The organism is Bosea sp. BIWAKO-01, from assembly GCF_001748145.1.
In the GTDB taxonomy this organism is placed as follows: Bacteria; Pseudomonadota; Alphaproteobacteria; order Rhizobiales; family Beijerinckiaceae; genus Allobosea.
Window position 1 is genome coordinate 6559773 of sequence record NZ_BCQA01000001.1, and the last position, 18557, is coordinate 6578329.

The 18557-nt window shown below is 65.5% G+C and carries 20 protein-coding genes and 1 pseudogene; 15 read left to right on the forward strand and 6 right to left on the reverse strand.

Annotated elements, in window-relative coordinates; all coding sequences use genetic code 11:
- Positions 1–180 precede the first annotated feature (180 nt).
- The 10 genes from BIWAKO_RS30440 (at position 181) to BIWAKO_RS30480 (ending at position 7126) form a co-directional block, all read left to right on the forward strand.
- The gene (locus BIWAKO_RS30440) at positions 181–1020 is read left to right on the forward strand and encodes an amino acid ABC transporter substrate-binding protein (protein WP_069881825.1); all 840 of its coding nucleotides are present in this window, start codon (positions 181–183) and stop codon (positions 1018–1020) included.
- A 225-nt stretch (positions 1021–1245) separates the two neighbouring features.
- Entirely contained in the window at positions 1246–1962 is a 717-nt protein-coding gene (locus BIWAKO_RS30445) for a glutathione S-transferase (RefSeq protein WP_069881826.1), read from the forward strand.
- Between the two features lie 373 nt (positions 1963–2335).
- A complete protein-coding gene (locus BIWAKO_RS30450) occupies positions 2336–2785 on the forward strand; it encodes an ester cyclase (protein WP_069881827.1) in 450 nt (149 codons plus the stop codon).
- A 241-nt stretch (positions 2786–3026) separates the two neighbouring features.
- Positions 3027–4133, forward strand: a complete 1107-nt coding sequence (ada, locus tag BIWAKO_RS30455) for a bifunctional DNA-binding transcriptional regulator/O6-methylguanine-DNA methyltransferase Ada (protein ID WP_084652038.1) — start codon at positions 3027–3029, stop codon at positions 4131–4133.
- 37 nt (positions 4134–4170) lie between these two features.
- Entirely contained in the window at positions 4171–4812 is a 642-nt protein-coding gene (locus tag BIWAKO_RS30460; RefSeq protein ID WP_069881828.1) for a DNA-3-methyladenine glycosylase family protein, read from the forward strand.
- 7 nt (positions 4813–4819) lie between these two features.
- Positions 4820–5470 carry a DNA oxidative demethylase AlkB gene (alkB, locus tag BIWAKO_RS30465; RefSeq protein WP_069881829.1) on the forward strand — a complete coding sequence of 217 codons (651 nt, stop codon included), beginning with the start codon at positions 4820–4822 and terminating at the stop codon, positions 5468–5470.
- Positions 5471–5586: 116 nt separating this feature from the next.
- Positions 5587–5838: a hypothetical protein gene (locus BIWAKO_RS30470; protein WP_084652040.1), complete on the forward strand. Its 252-nt coding sequence runs from the start codon at positions 5587–5589 to the stop codon at positions 5836–5838.
- Between the two features lie 156 nt (positions 5839–5994).
- Positions 5995–6096: an MGMT family protein gene (locus tag BIWAKO_RS35670; RefSeq protein ID WP_274533621.1), complete on the forward strand. Its 102-nt coding sequence runs from the start codon at positions 5995–5997 to the stop codon at positions 6094–6096.
- 89 nt (positions 6097–6185) lie between these two features.
- Positions 6186–6572, forward strand: coding sequence for a DUF6157 family protein (locus BIWAKO_RS30475; RefSeq protein ID WP_069882941.1), 387 nt, complete (start codon positions 6186–6188; stop codon positions 6570–6572).
- 308 nt (positions 6573–6880) lie between these two features.
- On the forward strand, positions 6881–7126 hold the full coding sequence (locus tag BIWAKO_RS30480) for a hypothetical protein (protein WP_069881830.1): 246 nt from the start codon (positions 6881–6883) through the stop codon (positions 7124–7126).
- On the opposite strand, the gene BIWAKO_RS37200 is transcribed toward BIWAKO_RS30480, so the two are convergent.
- Complete coding sequence (locus BIWAKO_RS37200) at positions 7123–7254, reverse strand: hypothetical protein (RefSeq protein WP_274533602.1); 132 nt, start codon at positions 7252–7254, stop codon at positions 7123–7125. The genes BIWAKO_RS30480 and BIWAKO_RS37200 overlap by 4 nt on opposite strands.
- 105 nt (positions 7255–7359) lie before the next feature.
- Between BIWAKO_RS37200 and BIWAKO_RS30485 the strand changes: the two genes are divergently transcribed.
- The gene (locus BIWAKO_RS30485) at positions 7360–9696 is read left to right on the forward strand and encodes a xanthine dehydrogenase family protein molybdopterin-binding subunit (RefSeq protein WP_084652042.1); all 2337 of its coding nucleotides are present in this window, start codon (positions 7360–7362) and stop codon (positions 9694–9696) included.
- Between the two features lie 68 nt (positions 9697–9764).
- Here BIWAKO_RS30485 and BIWAKO_RS30490 read toward each other — a convergent pair whose 3' ends face one another.
- The 3 genes from BIWAKO_RS30490 to BIWAKO_RS30500 all read right to left on the reverse strand — a co-directional run bounded on the left by BIWAKO_RS30490 (position 9765) and on the right by BIWAKO_RS30500 (position 13535).
- Positions 9765–10400 carry a DUF1062 domain-containing protein gene (locus BIWAKO_RS30490; RefSeq protein ID WP_069881831.1) on the reverse strand — a complete coding sequence of 212 codons (636 nt, stop codon included), beginning with the start codon at positions 10398–10400 and terminating at the stop codon, positions 9765–9767.
- Positions 10401–10980: 580 nt separating this feature from the next.
- Positions 10981–12888 (reverse strand): potassium transporter Kup, encoded by a 1908-nt coding sequence (locus tag BIWAKO_RS30495; RefSeq protein ID WP_069881832.1) that lies wholly within the window; start codon positions 12886–12888, stop codon positions 10981–10983.
- 428 nt (positions 12889–13316) lie between these two features.
- On the reverse strand, positions 13317–13535 hold the full coding sequence (locus BIWAKO_RS30500; protein ID WP_069882943.1) for a hypothetical protein: 219 nt from the start codon (positions 13533–13535) through the stop codon (positions 13317–13319).
- A gap of 156 nt (positions 13536–13691) precedes the next feature.
- On the opposite strand from BIWAKO_RS30500, the gene BIWAKO_RS30505 reads away from it, so the two are divergent.
- The 3 genes from BIWAKO_RS30505 (at position 13692) to BIWAKO_RS30515 (ending at position 16161) form a co-directional block, all read left to right on the forward strand.
- On the forward strand, positions 13692–14498 hold the full coding sequence (locus tag BIWAKO_RS30505) for a MerR family transcriptional regulator (protein WP_069881833.1): 807 nt from the start codon (positions 13692–13694) through the stop codon (positions 14496–14498).
- 11 nt (positions 14499–14509) lie between these two features.
- A complete protein-coding gene (locus tag BIWAKO_RS30510) occupies positions 14510–15439 on the forward strand; it encodes a hypothetical protein (protein ID WP_069881834.1) in 930 nt (309 codons plus the stop codon).
- A gap of 227 nt (positions 15440–15666) precedes the next feature.
- Complete coding sequence (locus tag BIWAKO_RS30515) at positions 15667–16161, forward strand: hypothetical protein (RefSeq protein ID WP_069881835.1); 495 nt, start codon at positions 15667–15669, stop codon at positions 16159–16161.
- A 100-nt stretch (positions 16162–16261) separates the two neighbouring features.
- Here BIWAKO_RS30515 and BIWAKO_RS30520 read toward each other — a convergent pair whose 3' ends face one another.
- A complete protein-coding gene (locus BIWAKO_RS30520; protein WP_069881836.1) occupies positions 16262–16729 on the reverse strand; it encodes a GGDEF domain-containing protein in 468 nt (155 codons plus the stop codon).
- Between the two features lie 28 nt (positions 16730–16757).
- Positions 16758–16946: pseudogene (locus tag BIWAKO_RS37455) on the reverse strand (LysR family transcriptional regulator); the annotation flags it as partial.
- Between the two features lie 202 nt (positions 16947–17148).
- On the opposite strand from BIWAKO_RS37455, the gene BIWAKO_RS30525 reads away from it, so the two are divergent.
- Positions 17149–18450: an epoxide hydrolase family protein gene (locus BIWAKO_RS30525; protein ID WP_069881837.1), complete on the forward strand. Its 1302-nt coding sequence runs from the start codon at positions 17149–17151 to the stop codon at positions 18448–18450.
- Positions 18451–18557 lie beyond the last annotated feature (107 nt).

Here is an 18557-nt window from a genome sequence, read left to right on the forward strand (position 1 = left end):
GTTCTGCTGGATTGTCATGAGGCGCGGCGCATCCTCGATGGAGCACTCATCGGCAAGAAGACCCGGCAATAATACGAGGAGCGATACGCACGCATCGCAAGCCTCGGCCGCCGGAAACGACGTTCTTCGATCCATCCGGCCAGCTTAGTGTGCGCCATGACCAAAGGGCGGAACGCGACTATGCAAGCTTTTCTGATCGCATTTCTCTGCGTAGCGACATCGACGGCAAGCCTGGCGGCGGACACCCTGGCACGAGCCCGCGAGACCGGGACATTGCGGCTCGGCTTCCGCGTCGATGCGCCCCCGTATTCCTATCGTACGACCAGCGGCGAACCCTCCGGCTATATCGTCGATCTCTGCCGCGAAGTCGCCGCCGGCGTGAAGAAGGCGCAGGGTCTGCCTGCGCTCAAGATCGACTATGTCGAGGTCTCGTCCACGGCTCGGCTGGAAGCGTTGCGTGACGGGAAGATCGATATTCTCTGCGATCCGACATCGATGACCATGTCGCGCCGCGCCATGGTCGATTTCTCGCTCCCGACCTTCATCGATGGCGCCGGCGTCCTGCACCGGACGAATGAACTGACGCGGCTCGAGGACCTGCGCGGCAAGAAGGTCGGCGTGCTCCGGGGCACGACGACCGAGGAGGTCCTGAGGGCGACCTTGACGCAACTCGGGATCGAGGCCGAGATCGTTCCGATGGTGGCTCATCCCGACGGGGTCCGCAGCCTGGCGGCGGGAAAGATCGACGCCTATTTCGCTGACCGCGGTATCCTGAGCTATCACCTGCTCAACAGCGAGAACCGCTCCGGCATGAAGCTCTCCGACCAGTATTTCACCTTCGAGACCTATGCCCTGGCCCTGCCGCGCGGCGATGAAAAGCTGCGCCTGCTTGTCGATGCCACGCTGGCGGAACTCTACCGCACCGATCGCGTGAAGCAGATCTATGCCCGCAGCTTCGGAAGCTTCCCGCCGGATCAGTTCATCCGCGCCCTCTTCGTCATCAATGGCGTGCCGAAATGAGCGGATGGGCGAACCGGCAAAGCGCCTGCGCCCAGGAAAGGCGGCATCCTGCCCCTTAGGTGAATCGGGTACAGGCGGGACAACGCCAGGACCATGCGCAGATCACCGGCTGTGCCGGCGTCGCGATCGCTTGCGATACCGGAGCGCTCCCCCGCACGGCCGAACCGAGGCCGCATCCCGCGCGTTGTCCGCCATGCGACAGGCACAGCGAAGGAGGCCGGCCCGATGCAGGATTACACGCTCTATTACTGGTCGGTCCCGTTCCGCGGGCAGTTCGTGCGGGCGGTGCTGGCATGGGCCGGCAAGACCTGGCGCGAAGCCGGCGACGGCGAGATCGCAAGGCTCATGGACGAACCGGTCGAGCAGATGCCGGTCCCGTTCATGGGGCCGCCGCTGCTGATCGACACCGCGAACGGCTTCGCCCTCGCGCAGATGCCCGCCATCATTCTCTATCTCGGCGAGACGCTCGGCCTCATGCCGGACACCCCGTCCTTGCGGGCTTTGACCCTGAAGATCGTCAACGACGCCAATGACGTCATCGACGAAATCACGTTGCAGGGCGGCCAGTCGATGTGGACGCAGGAGCGCTGGCGCGAATTCGTGCCGCGGCTGGAGAAATGGATGTCATTCTGGGAGGAGACCGGGCGTCGGCACGGGCTGACGGCAGAGGCTGGTTTTCTCCTCGGCGGCAAGGCACCGGGGATCGCCGATGTCGTGACCGCAACCTTGTGGACGACGCTGGCCGATCGCTTCCCCGTCATCGCATCGATCTTCGAGGAGACCGCGCCGCTCACGAGCGGGCTCGCGCGCCGCGTCTCCGCCCTGCCCCCCTTGGCCGCATTGGCCGAAAAGGCCCGCAGGGACTATGGCGACGAAACCTATTGCGGCGGTCAGATCGGAGCGGCTCTGCGCAAGGTCGCGGGCGAAACCGTGCATCGCTGACACGGATTGAAGCGTCACGCCTGCTTCGGAAGAGCGGAAGGCGCGCGAGCTCTCTGGAGCGCCAAATTCCCGGAATGGCAAAGGCAACGGCACAAGCGCGCAGTCCTGCAACGCGAACGCGAGATGAGGCTGGCCGGCTCCAGGCCGGGCATTTTGCGCGCCCTGAGTCAGGTTGCCTGCCCGGCGCCCGACGGGGTCGTGACGTGATCGCGCAATGCCCTCGGCAGGCAAGGCTTTGGAGTCCCCTCATTCCGTTGTTTGGATTCGACGTCATGAATCGGAGTTTTGCCCGGTCTCGCCCCCCGTATCCCTTTGCTCAGGTCGACGAGCGACATCGCTGACCGCCAGAAAGCTGATGCAAGGATGTTTTCCAATGAGCAAAGAAGATGACAACAAGGCCGTCGTCGGCCGCTGGTTCACCGAATTCTGGGGCAAAGACGTCAATCTCGCGGTTATCGATCAGATCGCTGCGCCCGATATGCTTCTGAAGTATTCGCTGCACGAACCCCGCCGCGGCCGCGCCGACATCAAGGCGTTCATGACCGACTTCCGGGCCGCGTTTCCGGACCTCAACTTCTGGGGCACTGCGGACCTGATCGCGGAAGGCGATTATGTCGTCGGCCAGTGGGAAGGGGGCGGCACGCACACCGGCCCTGCATTCAGCGATTTCCTGCTCGGCGGGCTGCCCGCCGCTACCGGCCGCACGATGCGCTTCACCGGCACCACGGTGCTGAAGGTCATCGACGGCAGGATCGTCGAGGAGGTCGGCCTGGACGATGGTCTCACCGCGATGATGCAGCTCGGCCTCATCAAGACGGCCTGATCGCGATCATGCCGTGCCTGCGAGCGGCACGGCAGGTCATCCGCAACACCCACCGGGAGGCCTGCACATGACCGTGCGGGCCTCCTTGCCTTGTCCTTGGACGCTCGGGTTTCTTCTTGGGTCCCGGATCGGCCGCGGCGCAGCCATCGCAGGAATCGGGTGGGAGACACCCGATTTGAGAGCAAGGATCGGAGTGTCGCGAAGGTCGATCAGGAGCACGGTCGGGCCAGGATGTTCCGAGATGACGACAATGACCCTATTAGCAAAGCTCACGCCCAGGCATCGCGCCCTGCCCCGCTCGGTCACCGACGATCCGCGTTGGGCGCGCATCGTCGCCCGCGACAAGACCGCGGACGGGCAGCTCTGGTACAGCGTCTCGACGACAGGGGTGTATTGCCGCCCGTCTTGCCCATCGCGGACGGCCAACCCGAATAACGTCACGCTTCACGACACGCTGGAGAACGCGCGGGCGACGGGTTTTCGCCCCTGCAAGCGCTGCAACCCCGATGGTCTTTCACCAGAAGCCGAAAACGCGACCCTGGTCGCCAAGGCTTGCCGGATCATCGAGGACAGCGAGGAGGAACCTTCGCTGGAGGCTCTTTCCGAAGCGGTCGGGCGCAGTCCCGGTTATTTCCACCGTATCTTCAAGGCGACGACCGGTCTCACTCCGAAGGATTATGCTGCGGCTGATCGCTCCAGGAAAGTGCGCGAGGGGCTCTGCGCCGGCCATAGCGTGACCGAGGCGATCTATGACGCGGGCTTCAATTCAAGCGGCCGCTTCTACGAGAAGTCGACCGGGATGCTCGGCATGACCCCGTCACAGTTTCGCGCCGGCGGAGCCAATGAGGAGATCAGGTTCGCCATCGGGCAGACATCGCTTGGGGCGCTTCTGGTCGCGTCGAGCAAGATGGGCGTCGCCTCGATCCTGCTCGGCGACGATCCCGATGAACTCCTCCGGGATCTCCAGGACAGGTTCCCCAAAGCCAGACTGATCGGTGCGGATCGCGCGTACGAGGCCTTGATCGCTCGCGTGGTCGGGTTCGTCGAGAATCCCGGCCTCGGCCTCGATCTTCCGCTCGATGTCCGCGGCACCGCCTTCCAGCGTCGCGTCTGGAGGGCCCTGCAGGAGATTCCGGTGGGAGCAAGGGTGTCCTATTCTGAGATCGCTCGCCGTATCGGATCGCCGAGTTCGGTGCGCGCCGTGGCTGGCGCATGCGCAGCCAACACCCTGGCCGTCGCGATCCCCTGCCATCGTGTCGTTCGCAATGACGGCGCGCTCTCAGGCTATGCCTGGGGCATCGAGCGCAAGCGAACCCTTCTCGATCGCGAAGCTGCCCGGACGGCGTAAGCCACCCCTCCGAATGCCCTGACAGTAATGGACTTCGATGAATCTCTTTGCTCGCTACGATGACTCGGTCGCCTTTCTGACGAGGCTCGACGAGGACTGGGCCAAACTGATCGCCCTCGTGGGCCCATGCCGGCACGATCCCAAGGCAGCCCGCGAGCCCTATGAAGCGCTGGTGCGTGCCATCGCCTATCAGCAGCTGACGGCCAAAGCCGGGGACGCGATCATCGGCCGCCTCAAGGCGCTTTTCGATGGCCAGGCTTTTCCGCGTCCTGAAGATCTCATGTCGGCGGAATTCGCTGCATTGCGAGCCTGTGGCTTCTCCGCCAGCAAGATCGCAACCATCAAGGCCATTGCGGAAGGCGCGACGACGGGTGTGATCCCAGCGCGCGAGCGCGCCGTTGCGATGGATGATGAGGATCTCATTGCCGGGATGATTGCCATCAAGGGCGTCGGCCGTTGGACGGTCGAAATGCTGCTGATGTACTCGCTGGAGCGGATGGACATTCTGCCGGCCGATGATTTCGGGATTCGCGAAGGCTACCGCGCGCTGAAATCGCTCGACGAGCAACCCAAACCCAGGGCGTTGCGCGAGATCTCGAAGGCCTGGGGCCCCCATCGCACGGTCGCCTCCTGGTATCTGTGGCGAATGCCCCGCGCGCGAGGAAACACGCTGAAATAGGCACGCCATGCTCGATCTGTTTGAAATGCTCGGGACGCCGGAGCCATCGACCGAAATCATGGCCGATGGCGCGGTATTGTTGCGTGGAGCAGCGCTGCCCTTCGAGGCGGACTTGCTCAGCGCCCTTACCGAGATCACCGAACAGGCCCCCTTCCGGCACATGGTCACGCCGGGGGGCTTCGTCATGTCCGTGGCCATGACAAATTGCGGGACGGCCGGATGGGTCACGGATCGGACCGGCTATCGCTATGATCGGAATGACCCCAGGAGTGGGCGCCCGTGGCCAGTCATGCCGGATTGCTTCTTCGCGCTCGCGGTCACGACCGCCGCTCGCGCCGGCTATCCTGATTTCCGGCCTGATGCCTGCCTGATCAATCGCTACGAACCAGGCGCCCGGCTTTCACTGCATCAGGACAGGAACGAGCGAGATTTCGCCAACCCGATCGTTTCGGTCTCGCTCGGCTTGCCCGCGACATTCCAGTTCGGTGGCCTGGAGCGGACCGACCCGGTGAGGAGATATGCGCTTCGGCACGGCGATGTCGCCGTCTGGGGCGGACCATCGCGCCTGTTCTATCACGGCGTCCCCGAACTCAGGGATGGCGTCCACGGAACCGTCGGGCGCATGCGTCTCAATCTGACCTTTCGCGGCGCGCTGTAGCGCGATCAGGATAGCCTTGTGAGCCACTGGATGATCATTCGACGGGGCGACGTGTAGCAAGCAGTCAGGTGCTGCAGCCTGCCGCGCCCGGCGACCGATGCGGGGACGTTTTCGCCATGTTTTCGAGCGGCGGCTTCAACGCCAGGACGAGCCGGTGCAGACTCCCCGGGACGGAGGACGCGATTGGCGCGCTCGTCGCGCTTGCAAAGGACAACCCGGACAAGGCGCTTGTCATGAGCCATATCGGCCAAATGGTGGCCGGCGGTTTCGCAGTCTGGGAGCAGCTCGAAACCGGGGAGGTCGAGGTCCGCTTCACCACGGGGGAAACCTATCTTCTGGCCGAGACCACGATTCTCAGGCTCGCCTGATCCGGCGCACTCACCGACGCGAGGTTCGAGAACCTGCCTGCATCCGGCAGGTTCCAGCCGGCGCATCACGCGCCCCGCGGCCTCATCGTCCATCATGCAGGCGTCGCGCCACCGGCCGTCGCAAGTGCCTGCGCCGCCAATCCGATCGCGCTGGCCATTCCCTGTCACCGCGTCGTCCGGAGCAATGGCGATCTGGCAGGCTATCGCTGGGGTCTCGAGCGCAAGCGCGCTCTCATCCAGAAGGAGGCCATGGCATGAATGTTGGGGTTGTCGCGCTGTCGCTTGCCTCCGCGGGCCATTCCGCGACAACAGTCTGCGCGGACGTTTCGCCTGCCCAGAGAGCTTCGATGAGCCATTCCACCAACTACCGCACGACGCTGATCACCGTGGCGGCGGATTGTGCGGCCCTGCTGAGTGCGCCTCCGGCAAAGCCAGGCACAGTCGCTGGGATGCAATACGAGATGCTGTCAGCGCGGCCCTATGAACTGACTTCAGACGAACTTCTGCGGGCGGTCGAGCAAGCGCGCAAAGGAGCGGATGCTGCGGCGCGGCTATTCGACAAGCCGCAAGCCTGTTTGCGCGCCTCGCCACTGGTGAAGCAATACGGTTTCGGTCTGCATCATGCTGCCGAGGCGCGGGTGGCGCTCGTGCCGCTGGAAAGCGATGAATACGCACGCCTTTTGGCCGATCCTGAGGTCAAGAAACGGCCGGGAATGCGGTCATCTCGCAAGTAGGGGACCGTTCCCGCTGCCCCCGATCATCACAATCCCAATACCGGACACTGTGCATGGCGCTGGCCCGAGACGGACGGGGAAGCGTACGGCATCAGGTCGCAAGGGGCGATTTCGGTCTTCCCGCAGCCGGGCCGGTCAGGTCCACACGTGGACGCTGAAACAGAGTTCGCTCCTAACTCCGATGGGGAGGTTGCGGAACTCCCTCTCTCCGGAATCCTCGCGGCCCCGCGAAAACTGATTCGTTTGACTCGTCAAGCCCTCTTCTGGCCGCTAGCCTAGGGAGCGAGGATCTTGAACGGGAGGTGGCTATGCCGAACGCCGACACCCTGACGATTGGCTCCTTGGAAGACCGCAGGGCCGCCGTCCTGAGGGCGGCCGCGCTGCTCCAAAGCGCGATGGACTCCGACGAAGACCATGAATTCGAGATGCTGACCGAGGCCATCGCCGAGTTCGACATCCGTCAGGAGGCCCTGGCGCCAGTCGAGATTCCGCCCGCCTTCATGCCGTTCATCCGCGAAGTGGCGCGGCAGCGGGCCGCCAACCAGCGTTCCTAGGCACCGGCGCACTCCCGGAAGCGCCCGCCTTCGCGCGGCGCTGCGGCGATTGCCGCGAGACCAGGCAGGTCCATGGCCTGGGCCGAGATGCGGCCGGCGCTTCGTGCGTCGGCGCTGTTCTGTTTCAAAAGCCGATCCCGAATGCCATGCTCGCATCCTTCGCGCCCATCGCTGCCCTGCGGCAGGACGCGACGGCTGGGGGGGTGGCGACACGACATGAATGATACCGGCCTATGAACGATATCGGCGTGGCGACGATCAGCCTGGTTTCGCAAGCGGCAACAGATCCACGATCGCTGCGTCGTTTCGAGGATGAGCGCTTTCTCACGGGTCGGGGACAGTACCAGGACGATGAGCAGGTGCCCGGGGCCTTGCACGCCGTGGTGCTGCGTTCACCCCATGCCCATGCCGAAATTCTTGCGGTCGACGTGGCAGCAGCGAAAAGCCTGCCGGGTGTCTGCGCCATCTATACCGCTGCGGAGATCGACGATCTCGGTCCGCTGCCGTGCTCGCTCGCGCTGAAGGCCGAGCCGCCGCTGATCGTGCCGCCGCGTTTCCCCCTGGCGCGCGGGCGCGTCCGCCATGTCGGGGACCCCGTCGCCTTCGTCGTGGCCGAAAGCGTGGATGCGGCGCGCCAGGCCTGCGAGCTGATCGCCGTCGATTACGAGATCCTGCCTGCGGTCACCGAGCTTGCCGCGACAGCCGAGCCGGGCGCTCCCGTGATCTGGCCGGAGGCCCCGGGCAATCTCGCGCTGCGCTACCGTCTCGGCGATGACGGTGCCGTCGCGAGCGCCTTCCGCCGCGCCGCGCATGTCGTGACTTGCCGGCTCGTGAACAACCGGATCACGGCTGCCGCCCTGGAGCCGCGGGTGGCGCTCGGGCGCTTCGACGCGCAGAGCGGCCGCTACCGGCTCTCGCTCAGCGGCGCCTCCGTTCACGACATCCGTCGCGAACTTGGCCTCGTTCTCAGGGTCGGGCCCGAGCAGATCGATGTCACCTGCCCCGATGTCGGCGGCGGCTTTGGCATGAAGAATGTCACCTACCCCGAATATGCGCTCGTGCTGATCGCGGCAGAGCGCCTGGGCCGGCAGGTGCGCTGGCTTGCCGAGCGGATCGAGGATTTCGCCGGCGGCGCCCATGCCCGCGACAACCTGACGACGGGCCGCCTCGCCCTCGATGCGCACGGGCGTTTCCTGGCGCTGGCCGTGGAAACCATCGCCAATCTCGGCGCCTATGTCTCCTCGCTCGGGCCCGGAAGTTCGACGACCGCGCCGACGCCCGCCATGGGCGGGCTCTACGACATTCCGGCCATGAGCATGGATGTCCGCTGCGTCTTCACCAACACCGCGCCGGTCGACGCCTATCGCGGCGCCGGCAAGCCGGAGGCGAATTACCTGATCGAACGGCTTGCCGATGAGGCGGCGCATCTGCTGCGGATCGATCCGGCCGTGCTGCGCAAACGCAACTTCATCCGCAGCTTCCCCTACCGAAAACCCTTTGGCGCGGCCCTCGACTGCGGCGCCTTCACGGGGAATCTCGAGCGCGTGCTGGCGGCGGCCGACCGCGCCGGCTTTCGCCGTCGCCGCGCCGCATCGCGCCGGCGCGGAATGCCGCGCGGCTTCGGCATCGGCTGCTTCCTGGAAACCGCGCGCGGCGGCCCAAATGAAGATGCCTGGCTCTCATTCCGTGCAGACGGCCGGGTCGAGATGGCGGTCGGCACCCAGTCGAACGGCCAGGGGCACGAGACGAGCTTCGCGCAGGTCCTGTCGCAGCAGCTCGGCCTGTCGGCCGAGCATTTCCATCTCGTGCAGGGCGACACGGCGCGCGTCCCCACCGGCGGCGGCCATGGCGGCGCCCGCTCGCTGCATATGGGCGGTGGTGCCCTCGTCCTGGCGGCGCGAGCCTTGATCCGCGCCGCAAGACCGGCCGCCGCCGAATTGCTCCAGGCGCCCACGGAAGCCGTGATCTTCAGGGATGGCTGGTTCCGGGCGCCCGGCGCCGGCGAGGTCGCTCTCGCGGCGGTTGCGCGCCATATCGGGGAGACGACCGGCCGGCCGCTCTCAGGCCATGGCGCCCATCGCGACGCCCCCCTCACCTTCCCGAACGGCGCGCAGACGGCCGAGGTCGAGATCGATCCCGAGACCGGCGCGGTGACGCTGCTGCGCTATGTCGCCGTCGACGACTATGGCATCCTGATCAACCCGCTCCTGACGGAGGCTCAGGTCCATGGCGGCCTGGCGCAGGGCATCGGCCAGGCGCTGATGGAGGAGATCCGCTACGATCCGGAAGGCGGCCAGCTCCTGAGCGCGACCTTCATGGACTACGCATTGCCACGCGCAGCCGACCTGCCCTGTTTCGAGCTCTCGCTGGTCGAGCTGCCGACGACGGCCAACCCGCTCGGCGTCAAGGGCGCCGGGCAGGCCGGCTGCATCGGGGCGCCGCAGACGGTGATCCACGCGATCCTCGATGCACTGCGCCCGCTCGGCGTCAGCCATATCGACATGCCGGCGACCCCGGCCCGGATCTGGCATGCCATCCGGGCAGCCAGCGAGGCGCGGACGCAGCCCTGAGGGCTCCGGCAGAGGCCTGCTCCGAGTGAATTCAGGAAGGCCCGAGATCTCGGGCCTTCCTGGTGCCGTTACAGCGGACCACCCTGCGCCAAGGGTTTCCATGCGTGCTCCCGGTCAGCCTCGGTGGAGAGATCGATCGTAACCCGCGTACCCGTTCTGATACGCCGCTTCAGAATGTCGGCGCGCTCCGGATTGGTCCGAAGTGCGCCATCCTCGTGAAGCGTTTGAAGCCGCGCACGCGAAACCCGCAGCTCGGACGCCAGCAGCCGGTCAAGGCGCGTGCTGATGGGAAGCGCGACCTTCAGGTCGATTTCCAGTTTCGTCCAATCGAGAGTGTCGTGCAGGACCTCCTTCTGGATATCAAACTCGGAGAATTCATCGACACGCTGCGACTTGCGTCTCAATGCTTCGAGGTTGAAGGTCTCCGTCCGGATCCAGTGCGGATCGTTGGAGTGCAGCGCTTCCAGCACGACAGGGTCGATGTCGCGGATATTCTGCCGCTCGAAGATCGGCCGGTTCCATGTCTTTTCGCAAGCCAGGCACTTGTAGATCAGCCACGCATCAAGCTTGCGGCCGTTGGCGTTGAGCCGGATCTTGCCGCTGGATTGAAAGGCTCTCAGGCCCCCGCATCCGCGGCAGGCAATCCAGGGCTGGGGAGCTGTCTGGGGAATGATGGTCCAGCGAACCCGAAGTATATTGCACATGACGTCTTGGTCTTCCGTTCGGAAGTCCACCAAGAGGGTGCGCGAGAAAACCCTTGCGGGTACGGTGTGGCGATGTTTCGGGCGGCTGAAGAGCGGAGACAGCGAAGCTGCTCGTGGCACAAAATAACAATGCCAGACCGGTCTCTTGCCACCACCCGATGAACGTGATCATACGCGGACAGCACGTTGCTATCCGACATACAGGTGAAACTGGATTGAGACCGGTGTTTACTTAGGCAAAGTGACCTCGGTGTGCCAAAGCTCTTCACTCGCAGCGATACCAAAAGATCGGCAGCAAGGGGAGCCCACTGCCGCGCCCGGACATCGAAATCTGCAAGGCTGCGACTTCTATGCAACTTTGTGGTGCAGAGAGCCGGGATCGCCTGCCCCCTCGCTGGTCGCGACCCGGCCGATCGACTTCTCATGGAGGCCGACGGGTCCGGGTTGATGATGTCGAGATGGGCGGGTGGAACCCTGCTCCTGGATCCATCGCCGGCCCCTTGATGTTCCTTGTCAAGGACCATTAGGCCGGGAGGTGAACCGCGGCGGCGCCGGCGGTTGGCGCCTCGTCTCGACGCCGTCAGATCTCGATCTCGGTTCCGAGCTCGACCACCTGCTTGGTCGGCACGCCGAAAAACGCAGCCGAGCGCTCGGCATTGCGCTGCAGGAAGGCGAACAGCGTTTCCCGCCAGACCGCCATGCCGGCGATCTGCTTGGTCGGGATGATTGTCTCGCGGCTGATGAAATAGGTGATCAGGGCGGGGTCCACTTCGGGCAGCCTGCCCTGTTCGCAGGCCATCCGAAGTCCGTCGGCGATGCTCGGATACTGCATGAAGCCGAAATGCAGGATGATCCGGGTGATGCTTTCATGGAGCTCGATGACCTCGACCCGGCCGTCCTCCTCGACGCGGGGAACCTCTGCGATGACGACCGTGACCAGCAGGATGCGCTCATGCAGGACGCGGTTGTGGCGGACGAACTGCGTCAGCGCGAGCGGCACGCCATGGGGAGCCGAGGCCATGAAGACGGCGGTCCCGGGCAGTCGCGAGCAGCAGGTCGCGACCGCGCTCTCGATCAGTTCCTCCTCCGGCTGGCGCAGATTGCGGCGGGCGCGCTCGACCAGTTTGACGCCGCTGCGCCAGGTCAGCATCACGAAGGCGGCCGCGGCCGCAAGCAGGAGTGGGAACCAGCCGCCTTCGAACAGCTTGGTTGTGTTCGCGGCGAAGAAGATGCAGTCGATGACGAGGAAGAAGCCGTTGACCGCAATCACGATCAGCGGCGGGTAGCCCCAGTGCAGCGCAACGAGCGCGGCAAGCAGGGTGGTGATCGCCATCAGCAGGGAGACGGCGATGCCATAGGCGCCTGCCAGCGCGTCGGACGAGCCGAAGCCGATCACCGCGCCAAGCGTCGCTGCCGCCAGCAGCCAATTGACCAGCGGCACATAGATCTGGCCGATCTCGTGGCTTGCCGTGTGCTCGATATGCATGCGGGGCAGGAAGCCGAGCTGGATCGCCTGCTGCGTCAGGGAGAATACCCCGGAAATGATGGCTTGCGAGGCGATCACCGTCGCCACTGTGGCAAGGGCGACCAGCGGGTAATGCGCCCAGTCCGGAGCCAGCTGGTAGAATGGATTATCCAGCGCGGCAGCGTTGGTGATCAGGAGCCCGGCCTGGCCAAAATAATTCAGCACAAGCGCCGGCAGGGCAATGCCGAACCAGGCTAGCCTGATCGGCAGGCGGCCGAAATGCCCCATGTCGGCATACATGGCTTCGCCGCCGGTGACGGCCAGGAATGCCGCGCCGATAATGGCGAAGCTGACATGGAAGTCCTGGTGGATCAGGAAAGTGACCGCGTAGAGCGGGCTCAGCGCCACAAGCACGCCGGGCGCCTGGGCGATGCCGTGGACGCCAAGCAGCGCGATGATGATGAACCAGGCGAGCATGACAGGCCCGAAGATCGCGCCGATGAAGCCGGTGCCCTTCTTCTGCACGGAGAACAGGCCGATCAGGATGACCACGGTCAATGGCACCACGACATGCTGCAGCGCCGGGGCGTCGAGCTTCAGGCCTTCGACGGCGCTCAGCACCGAGATCGCCGGGGTGATGGCGCCGTCGCCGTAGAGCAGCGCCGCGCCGATCAGGCCGACGATCAGGAGATAGGCGCGCCAGCTCCCGGGCTCGGCGTTGCGGGCCGAGAGCAGGGCCAGCATGGCGACGATGCCGCCCTCGCCGCGATTATCGGCACGCAGGATCAGCAGCGCGTATTTCATGGAGATGATCAGGATCAGCGCCCAGAGGATGAGCGAGACGATGCCGAGCACCGCATCCTGGCCGAGGCTGCCGCCGCGGGTCGCCGCCCTCGCCGCTTCCCGCAAGGCATAGAGCGGACTTGTTCCGATATCGCCATAGACGACGCCGAGAGCGCCGAGCGTTGCCGCGATCGGCAGGGTTGCGGGCGGCCTCGTCGCCTGAACGCTGTTGGCAGTCATGGTTCGATCCCAGCTGCAACCCAACACATAGTCTGCGAGCATTGGCGGCAAATTGCTAGGGGGCGAGGGTGCGGTCGCGGGGCGGAAGGACGATCGTCGTTGCGCAGGTCACGCGCTGAGCCACCCGGACGCCTTCAGGGAGCTCGGTCCTGGCCGGTTCAGATGAAGACTGACGATTGCGGCTCGCGATCAGGCAGGACGGGCTCCGCAAGGCGCGGAAGCCACGTCCCCTCAGTGACGGGGAGGCAACAGGGCCGAGGGCGTCACCAAGTCCTCCAGCGCCTGGCGCTCGCCGGATGCGGCAGGCCAGTCGATCAGGGCAAGGCCTGCGAGCGTCCGCGACGGGTCGGAGTTCGCAGCCGGCCGCTTTGACCAGGACAGCCCGGATGAGCTGGCGCATAGGCGATAGACCATCCCGGTTTGAAGGCTCACCGCCGCCGCGCTGGGAGCGACCGGGCAAGGTAGCCCAGAGCAAACGTCACCATGGCGACCGCGAGCCCGGAGCAGATCAAGCCAGCCGGAGTGATCCGCGCCCGTCCCTGCAGGGTGATGTGCTTGCCGACACGCAGGTCGAACTCGGATCTGATTTCCTCGGGATGTGTCGGAGCTTCGTCGGCAACGAGATGCCCGGCGCTGGCATTGGTCATCAGGCGCTCCACGTCAGAATGGCAAGGCCCGGATCGTGCCATGAAGCCCGATGACATCGCCAGCCCGGAGACTGGAAGGCCGAGGTCGCGCCGCCATGGCGGAGGCTGTTTCGGCCGCTTGACCTCGCCCCAAGGGCTGGCCCTAGACATAGGCTCATGAGCGATTCCTATCTTCTTGCCGGACGCTTCGGCGCCGCCACGCGGCTGTCCCCGAAGGCGTTGCGGCTCTATGCCGAACAGGGCCTGCTCGTGCCGGCCCATGTCGATCCGCAGACCGGGTACCGCTATTACGCACCCGAGCAGGCGCCACGGGCGCGGCTGATCGCGAGACTGCGGCGGCTTGGCCTGCCGGTGGGGCGTGTCGGGCAGCTTGTCGCGCTTGCACCCGAGGCGCGCGCCGTCGAGCTGCAGACATGGCTCAGCGCGCAGAACGCGCTGTTGGCCGAGCAGACCGAGGGTGTGCGGGCGCTTGCCCGGCACGCCGACGGTGGTGAACCCGCCTTGGCCACGGCGATCAGCTTGCGCGAGATCGGGGCCAGCAAGGTCGTGTCGCGTCAGCGCCATGTCGGCGTCGAGGCCCTCGACGATTTCATCGCCCGTGCCGAGGCCGATATCCGCGCCCATCTGCGGGGCTCGGGCCTGCCGGGCGACGGGCCGATGAGGGTGCATTGCCACAGCCTCGTCAGCCGCGACAGCGACGGCCTGGTCGAGGTCGCCATCGCCTATGAGGGCAGCCTGGAACCAGTCGGCGACCTGCGCCTATGGCTGCAGCCGGCGCGACGCGAGGCCTATCTGCCGGTGCCCAGGGCTTATGAAGATTTCCCGCTCGTCCTGCGCGTCTACGACGCCATCGAGGCGTGGCTCGACGCCCGCAGCGACCTGAGCTGCAGCGACAGCCCCTGCGAGACCTATCCCGGAACCGGCGGCGCGCGTTTCGACGTCGCCTATCCGATCACCCTGTAAGGCAACCGGCCATGACGCATTTTTCCTACACGGGCTCCGGCCCCTATTGCTACGCCAATTCCTTCGCGATGATGTTCGGCGCCAGTGCTCCCTCTACCGCGGTGATCGAGATCGCCATCGGCAGTCCGTTCGGCATGCAGTTGATCGGCGGCACGCTGCCATTCTTCGATCCCTATGGCTGGGACCCGGAGAAGGGCTTTGAGGACGCGCTTTCGTCGCTCGGCTGGACATCGACGGTCACGCAGGGCGGCGACGCCGAAGAGGCCCTCGCCCGCCTCAAGGCGGCGCTGGCTGGAGGACCGGTCTGGATCGGCCCGGTCGAGATGGGACATCTGCGGCACCAGCCGGGCATGCGTGGACCGATCGAGGCCGACCACTATGTCGTCGTTCTCGAAGCGAATGACGAGCGCGTGGTGATGCATGATCCGCAGGGCTATCCCTATGCCAGCCTGCCGATCGCCGATTTCATGGCCGCCTGGAGTGCCAGCACGCTGATCTACGGCACGCCCTACACCATGCGGACCGCATTCCGACGCGTCGCGGACGTGAGCGAAGTGGAGACGATCCGCGCGTCCGTCCCGGCGGCGATCCGCTGGCTGTCGATGGAAGGCGATCTCGGCATGCCGGCGGGAAGCCTCGGCAATGGCGCAGCAGCCGAAGCCTTGGCGGCACGCATCGAGGCCGGATGCGACGAGGAATTGCGCGGCCATATGATCCATTTCGCGGTCAGGGTCGGCGCCCGCCGCGCCACTGATGCCGCAACCTGCCTGGCGCGCGCGGGCTATGCCGAGGCCGCGCAGATTGCCGACAGGCAAGCGCGCCTGATCGGCGCGATGCAATATCCGCTGGTTGTCGGCAAGGACGCCGTTGCGGCAACGGCCCTTCGTGACCTGGCCCCCACCTACGACATGCTGCGGACGGCCTTGCACCATCAAAGCTGAATACCTGCCCGGATGTAGACCTGCCTGGACATTTGGACGCTCGTCGGAGCCGGGGAAACCTTGCAGTGATCTCACCTTCAGCCGGGGGATCCCCGGACGAATGCCGGGCCGGTTAAGGTTTACGCGACACGGCCGGTCAATCGGCATTGCGTCAGTGCCATTGGCGGCGCAGAGGAAGTGGGCGGGTTGCAGGTCACATGTGTCACCTGGCCCTTGAGAACGCTCCAATGCCTATCGCCCGTCTTTTCCTTGCGGCTTTCGCCGCCGCGCTTCTGTGTGTCGTGCCTGCCGCCGCCAAGAATTTCGCGGTTCCCGACAAGAACCCCGCCATCACGCTGACCGTTCCGAACAACTGGAAGACGCAGGAGATCGAGTTCGGCTACTCCGCGCGCCCGCAGGACGAGGCGATCTTCTTCTCGGTCGAGTTCGCACATGCCCGCGAGATCGACAAGATGATGGCCACGAACGAATCCTGGATGAAGGAAAACAAGATCAAGCAGGTGAAGCCGATCCAGGCCGAAGTCCCGATCAACGGTATTTCCGCGACTGTTTTCCAGTTCCGCACCACTGACGCGAACGGCCCGACGACAGTCGATTTCATCCTGATGCCGGCCGGCAGCGGCCGGATGATCATGATCACCGTCTGGGGCAATGACGAAGAGCGCGCGACGCACGCCAAGGCGCTCGACGATATCTTCGGCAGCATCAAGTCGATCAACTGACAAGCCAAGAGCCCTGCCGGTGCGAGCCGGCGGGGCCAAGGTGGAAGTCCCGACGGCAGTCGACTGCGCCGGCCGGGCTTCGCCCGTCTCTCGGCCCGGGTCAGGCGGCTTGCTGATGCGGGGCAGCCGCAGTGGCACAGGCAGCGCCCTCCAGACCGATGACGACGCGGTTGCGGCCCTCATGCTTGGCCCGATAGATCGCGGCGTCGGCCCGGACGAACACGTCCCGAAGCGGTTCGCCTGCCCGGTATGTCGCAACACCGAAACTCGCGCTGAGCCTGTGATCCGGCGCAATGAGCGGGTGGCCCGCCGCATGAAAGCGCGCACGGACCATGCCGGCGAGCTCCCCGGCGACTGACGCGCCCTGGCCCGGCAGCAGCAGAGCGAATTCCTCTCCACCGATGCGGGCCGCAGCCTCGCCGGTTCGTTCGAGCAGCTGCGCGAAGGCGCAGATAATCTCGTCGCCGGCCTGATGGCCGTAGCGATCGTTCACCTGCTTGAAGTGATCGATATCGCATAGGACGAGCGCCCCGCCCCGCGGTGATCCCGATGCCTGCGCACGCCGCATCGCAGGCCGATTCGAGATTGCTCGCGACGGACCGCGACCTGACCGGCACCGCGTATTCGGTCTGGTCCCGCTTGAATCTCCAGGTGTTAGGCGACTGGATCGGCGGATAACTGATGCAGTCATGTGCGGAGAGGTCACCGGGCGAGCTGGGCGTCCCGCGGGCTTGCAGATAGACCGGGCTGGCGCAGACAACGCTAGAAATTTCTCCGACACGCACGGCGATCAGGGTAATGTCCGCGAGATGGCCGACGCGGCCCCTCGCTCCCGAACTTGGTGGATTGGGAGCGCTTCGAGACCGCTCGCCACGCCTTGGCTGACAAGATTCCAAACGCGATCGCAGCCCCTCGCTACAACCTGCGGCAACGCCAGCAGCTCAGCGCCTAGCACCCGGAAACAAGAGAGCAACACGGGAGAGAGCCATGCGTGAACGCAACACCAGCGATGTCATCGACCAGGATCGCCGGCGGCTCCTGGGCATGGCCGCAATCGGCGTCGTGGCAAGTGCCGCGAACCTGCTGCCGTCACGTTTGGTGGCAGCCCCGGTCGACGACTCCATTCGCCCCTTCCGCGTCAACGTGCCGGAGGCGCAACTCTCGGATCTTCGCCAGCGCATCGCCGCCACGCGGTGGCCGGACCAGGAAACGGTGAGCGACCGGTCGCAGGGCAATCAGCTGGGCACGCTCCGGGAGATCGCTCGCCACTGGGGCACGGATTACGACTGGCGGAAGGTGGAAGCGCGCCTGAACGCTATGCCGATGTTCATGACCGAGATCGATGGCGTCGAGATTCACTTCATTCATGTTCGCTCGAAGCATGAAGACGCCCTGCCCCTGATCGTGACGCATGGATGGCCCGGCTCGATCATCGAGCAACTCAAGATCATCGATCCGCTCACCAATCCGACGGCACATGGCGGAAACGCGTCGGACGCCTTCCATCTCGTGATTCCGTCGATGCCCGGCTACGGTTTCTCCGGCAAGCCAAGGGAGAAGGGCTGGAATCCCGATCGCATAGGACGCGCCTGGGCCGAATTGATGCGACGGCTCGGGTACACCCGCTACGTTGCCCAGGGCGGCGACTGGGGCTCGCCCGTCTCCAGCGCGATGGCGCGCCAGGGGGTTGCCGGGTTGCTCGGCATCCACATCAACCTGCCGGCGGCGGTGCCGCCCGAGGTCGCTGCGGCGCTTGCCACCGGCGGGCCCGCGCCAGCCGGCCTCTCAGACAAGGAGCGCGCGGCCTTCAGCGCACTGGACACGTTCTACAAGATGTACAGGGCTTACGGCGTGATCATGGGCACGCGGCCGCAGACGCTCGGCTACGCCCTGGCCGATACTCCGGTCGGGCTTGCGGCCTGGATCTTCGACTACAATAACGGCGAGCCGGAGCGTCGGCTCGACAGGGACGACGTGCTGGACAACATCACGCTGTACTGGCTGACGAATTCCGCGACCTCGGCCGCGCGCCTGTACTGGGAGACCGCTGGTCAAAGTGTCGTCCTCTCAGCCGCACAAAAGACCAGCGAGATCTCGCTTCCGGTCGCGGTTTCGGTGTTTCCCGATGAGGTCTACCGCGCCCCGGAGACCTGGGCGCGGCGCGCATACCGCAATCTCGTGTATTTCAACGAGCTCGATAGGGGCGGACATTTCGCCGCCTGGGAGCAGCCCGAGCTGCTTGCCGCCGAACTTCGCTCTGCCTTCAGACCGCTGCGCCCGGCCCGCTGATCACGCCCGCGAACGCGCTCGTCCCGTGCAGCGCCGAAGACAGCAGACCGCTCGCCGCGCAGGGCAAGCGAACGCTTCCACCCATCATCAAACCTGAGGAGATCACC

Coding starts and splice junctions, on each gene's coding strand:
- BIWAKO_RS30440 (WP_069881825.1), top strand. CDS start 181: ATGCAAGCTTTTCTGATCGCATTTCTCTGCGTAGCGACATCGACGGCA.
- BIWAKO_RS30445 (WP_069881826.1), top strand. CDS start 1,246: ATGCAGGATTACACGCTCTATTACTGGTCGGTCCCGTTCCGCGGGCAG.
- BIWAKO_RS30450 (WP_069881827.1), top strand. CDS start 2,336: ATGAGCAAAGAAGATGACAACAAGGCCGTCGTCGGCCGCTGGTTCACC.
- ada (WP_084652038.1), top strand. CDS start 3,027: ATGACGACAATGACCCTATTAGCAAAGCTCACGCCCAGGCATCGCGCC.
- BIWAKO_RS30460 (WP_069881828.1), top strand. CDS start 4,171: ATGAATCTCTTTGCTCGCTACGATGACTCGGTCGCCTTTCTGACGAGG.
- alkB (WP_069881829.1), top strand. CDS start 4,820: ATGCTCGATCTGTTTGAAATGCTCGGGACGCCGGAGCCATCGACCGAA.
- BIWAKO_RS30470 (WP_084652040.1), top strand. CDS start 5,587: ATGTTTTCGAGCGGCGGCTTCAACGCCAGGACGAGCCGGTGCAGACTC.
- BIWAKO_RS30475 (WP_069882941.1), top strand. CDS start 6,186: ATGAGCCATTCCACCAACTACCGCACGACGCTGATCACCGTGGCGGCG.
- BIWAKO_RS30480 (WP_069881830.1), top strand. CDS start 6,881: ATGCCGAACGCCGACACCCTGACGATTGGCTCCTTGGAAGACCGCAGG.
- BIWAKO_RS30485 (WP_084652042.1), top strand. CDS start 7,360: ATGAACGATATCGGCGTGGCGACGATCAGCCTGGTTTCGCAAGCGGCA.
- BIWAKO_RS30490 (WP_069881831.1), bottom strand. CDS start 10,400: ATGTGCAATATACTTCGGGTTCGCTGGACCATCATTCCCCAGACAGCT.
- BIWAKO_RS30495 (WP_069881832.1), bottom strand. CDS start 12,888: ATGACTGCCAACAGCGTTCAGGCGACGAGGCCGCCCGCAACCCTGCCG.
- BIWAKO_RS30500 (WP_069882943.1), bottom strand. CDS start 13,535: ATGACCAATGCCAGCGCCGGGCATCTCGTTGCCGACGAAGCTCCGACA.
- BIWAKO_RS30505 (WP_069881833.1), top strand. CDS start 13,692: ATGAGCGATTCCTATCTTCTTGCCGGACGCTTCGGCGCCGCCACGCGG.
- BIWAKO_RS30510 (WP_069881834.1), top strand. CDS start 14,510: ATGACGCATTTTTCCTACACGGGCTCCGGCCCCTATTGCTACGCCAAT.
- BIWAKO_RS30515 (WP_069881835.1), top strand. CDS start 15,667: ATGCCTATCGCCCGTCTTTTCCTTGCGGCTTTCGCCGCCGCGCTTCTG.
- BIWAKO_RS30520 (WP_069881836.1), bottom strand. CDS start 16,729: ATGCGGCGTGCGCAGGCATCGGGATCACCGCGGGGCGGGGCGCTCGTC.
- BIWAKO_RS30525 (WP_069881837.1), top strand. CDS start 17,149: ATGCGTGAACGCAACACCAGCGATGTCATCGACCAGGATCGCCGGCGG.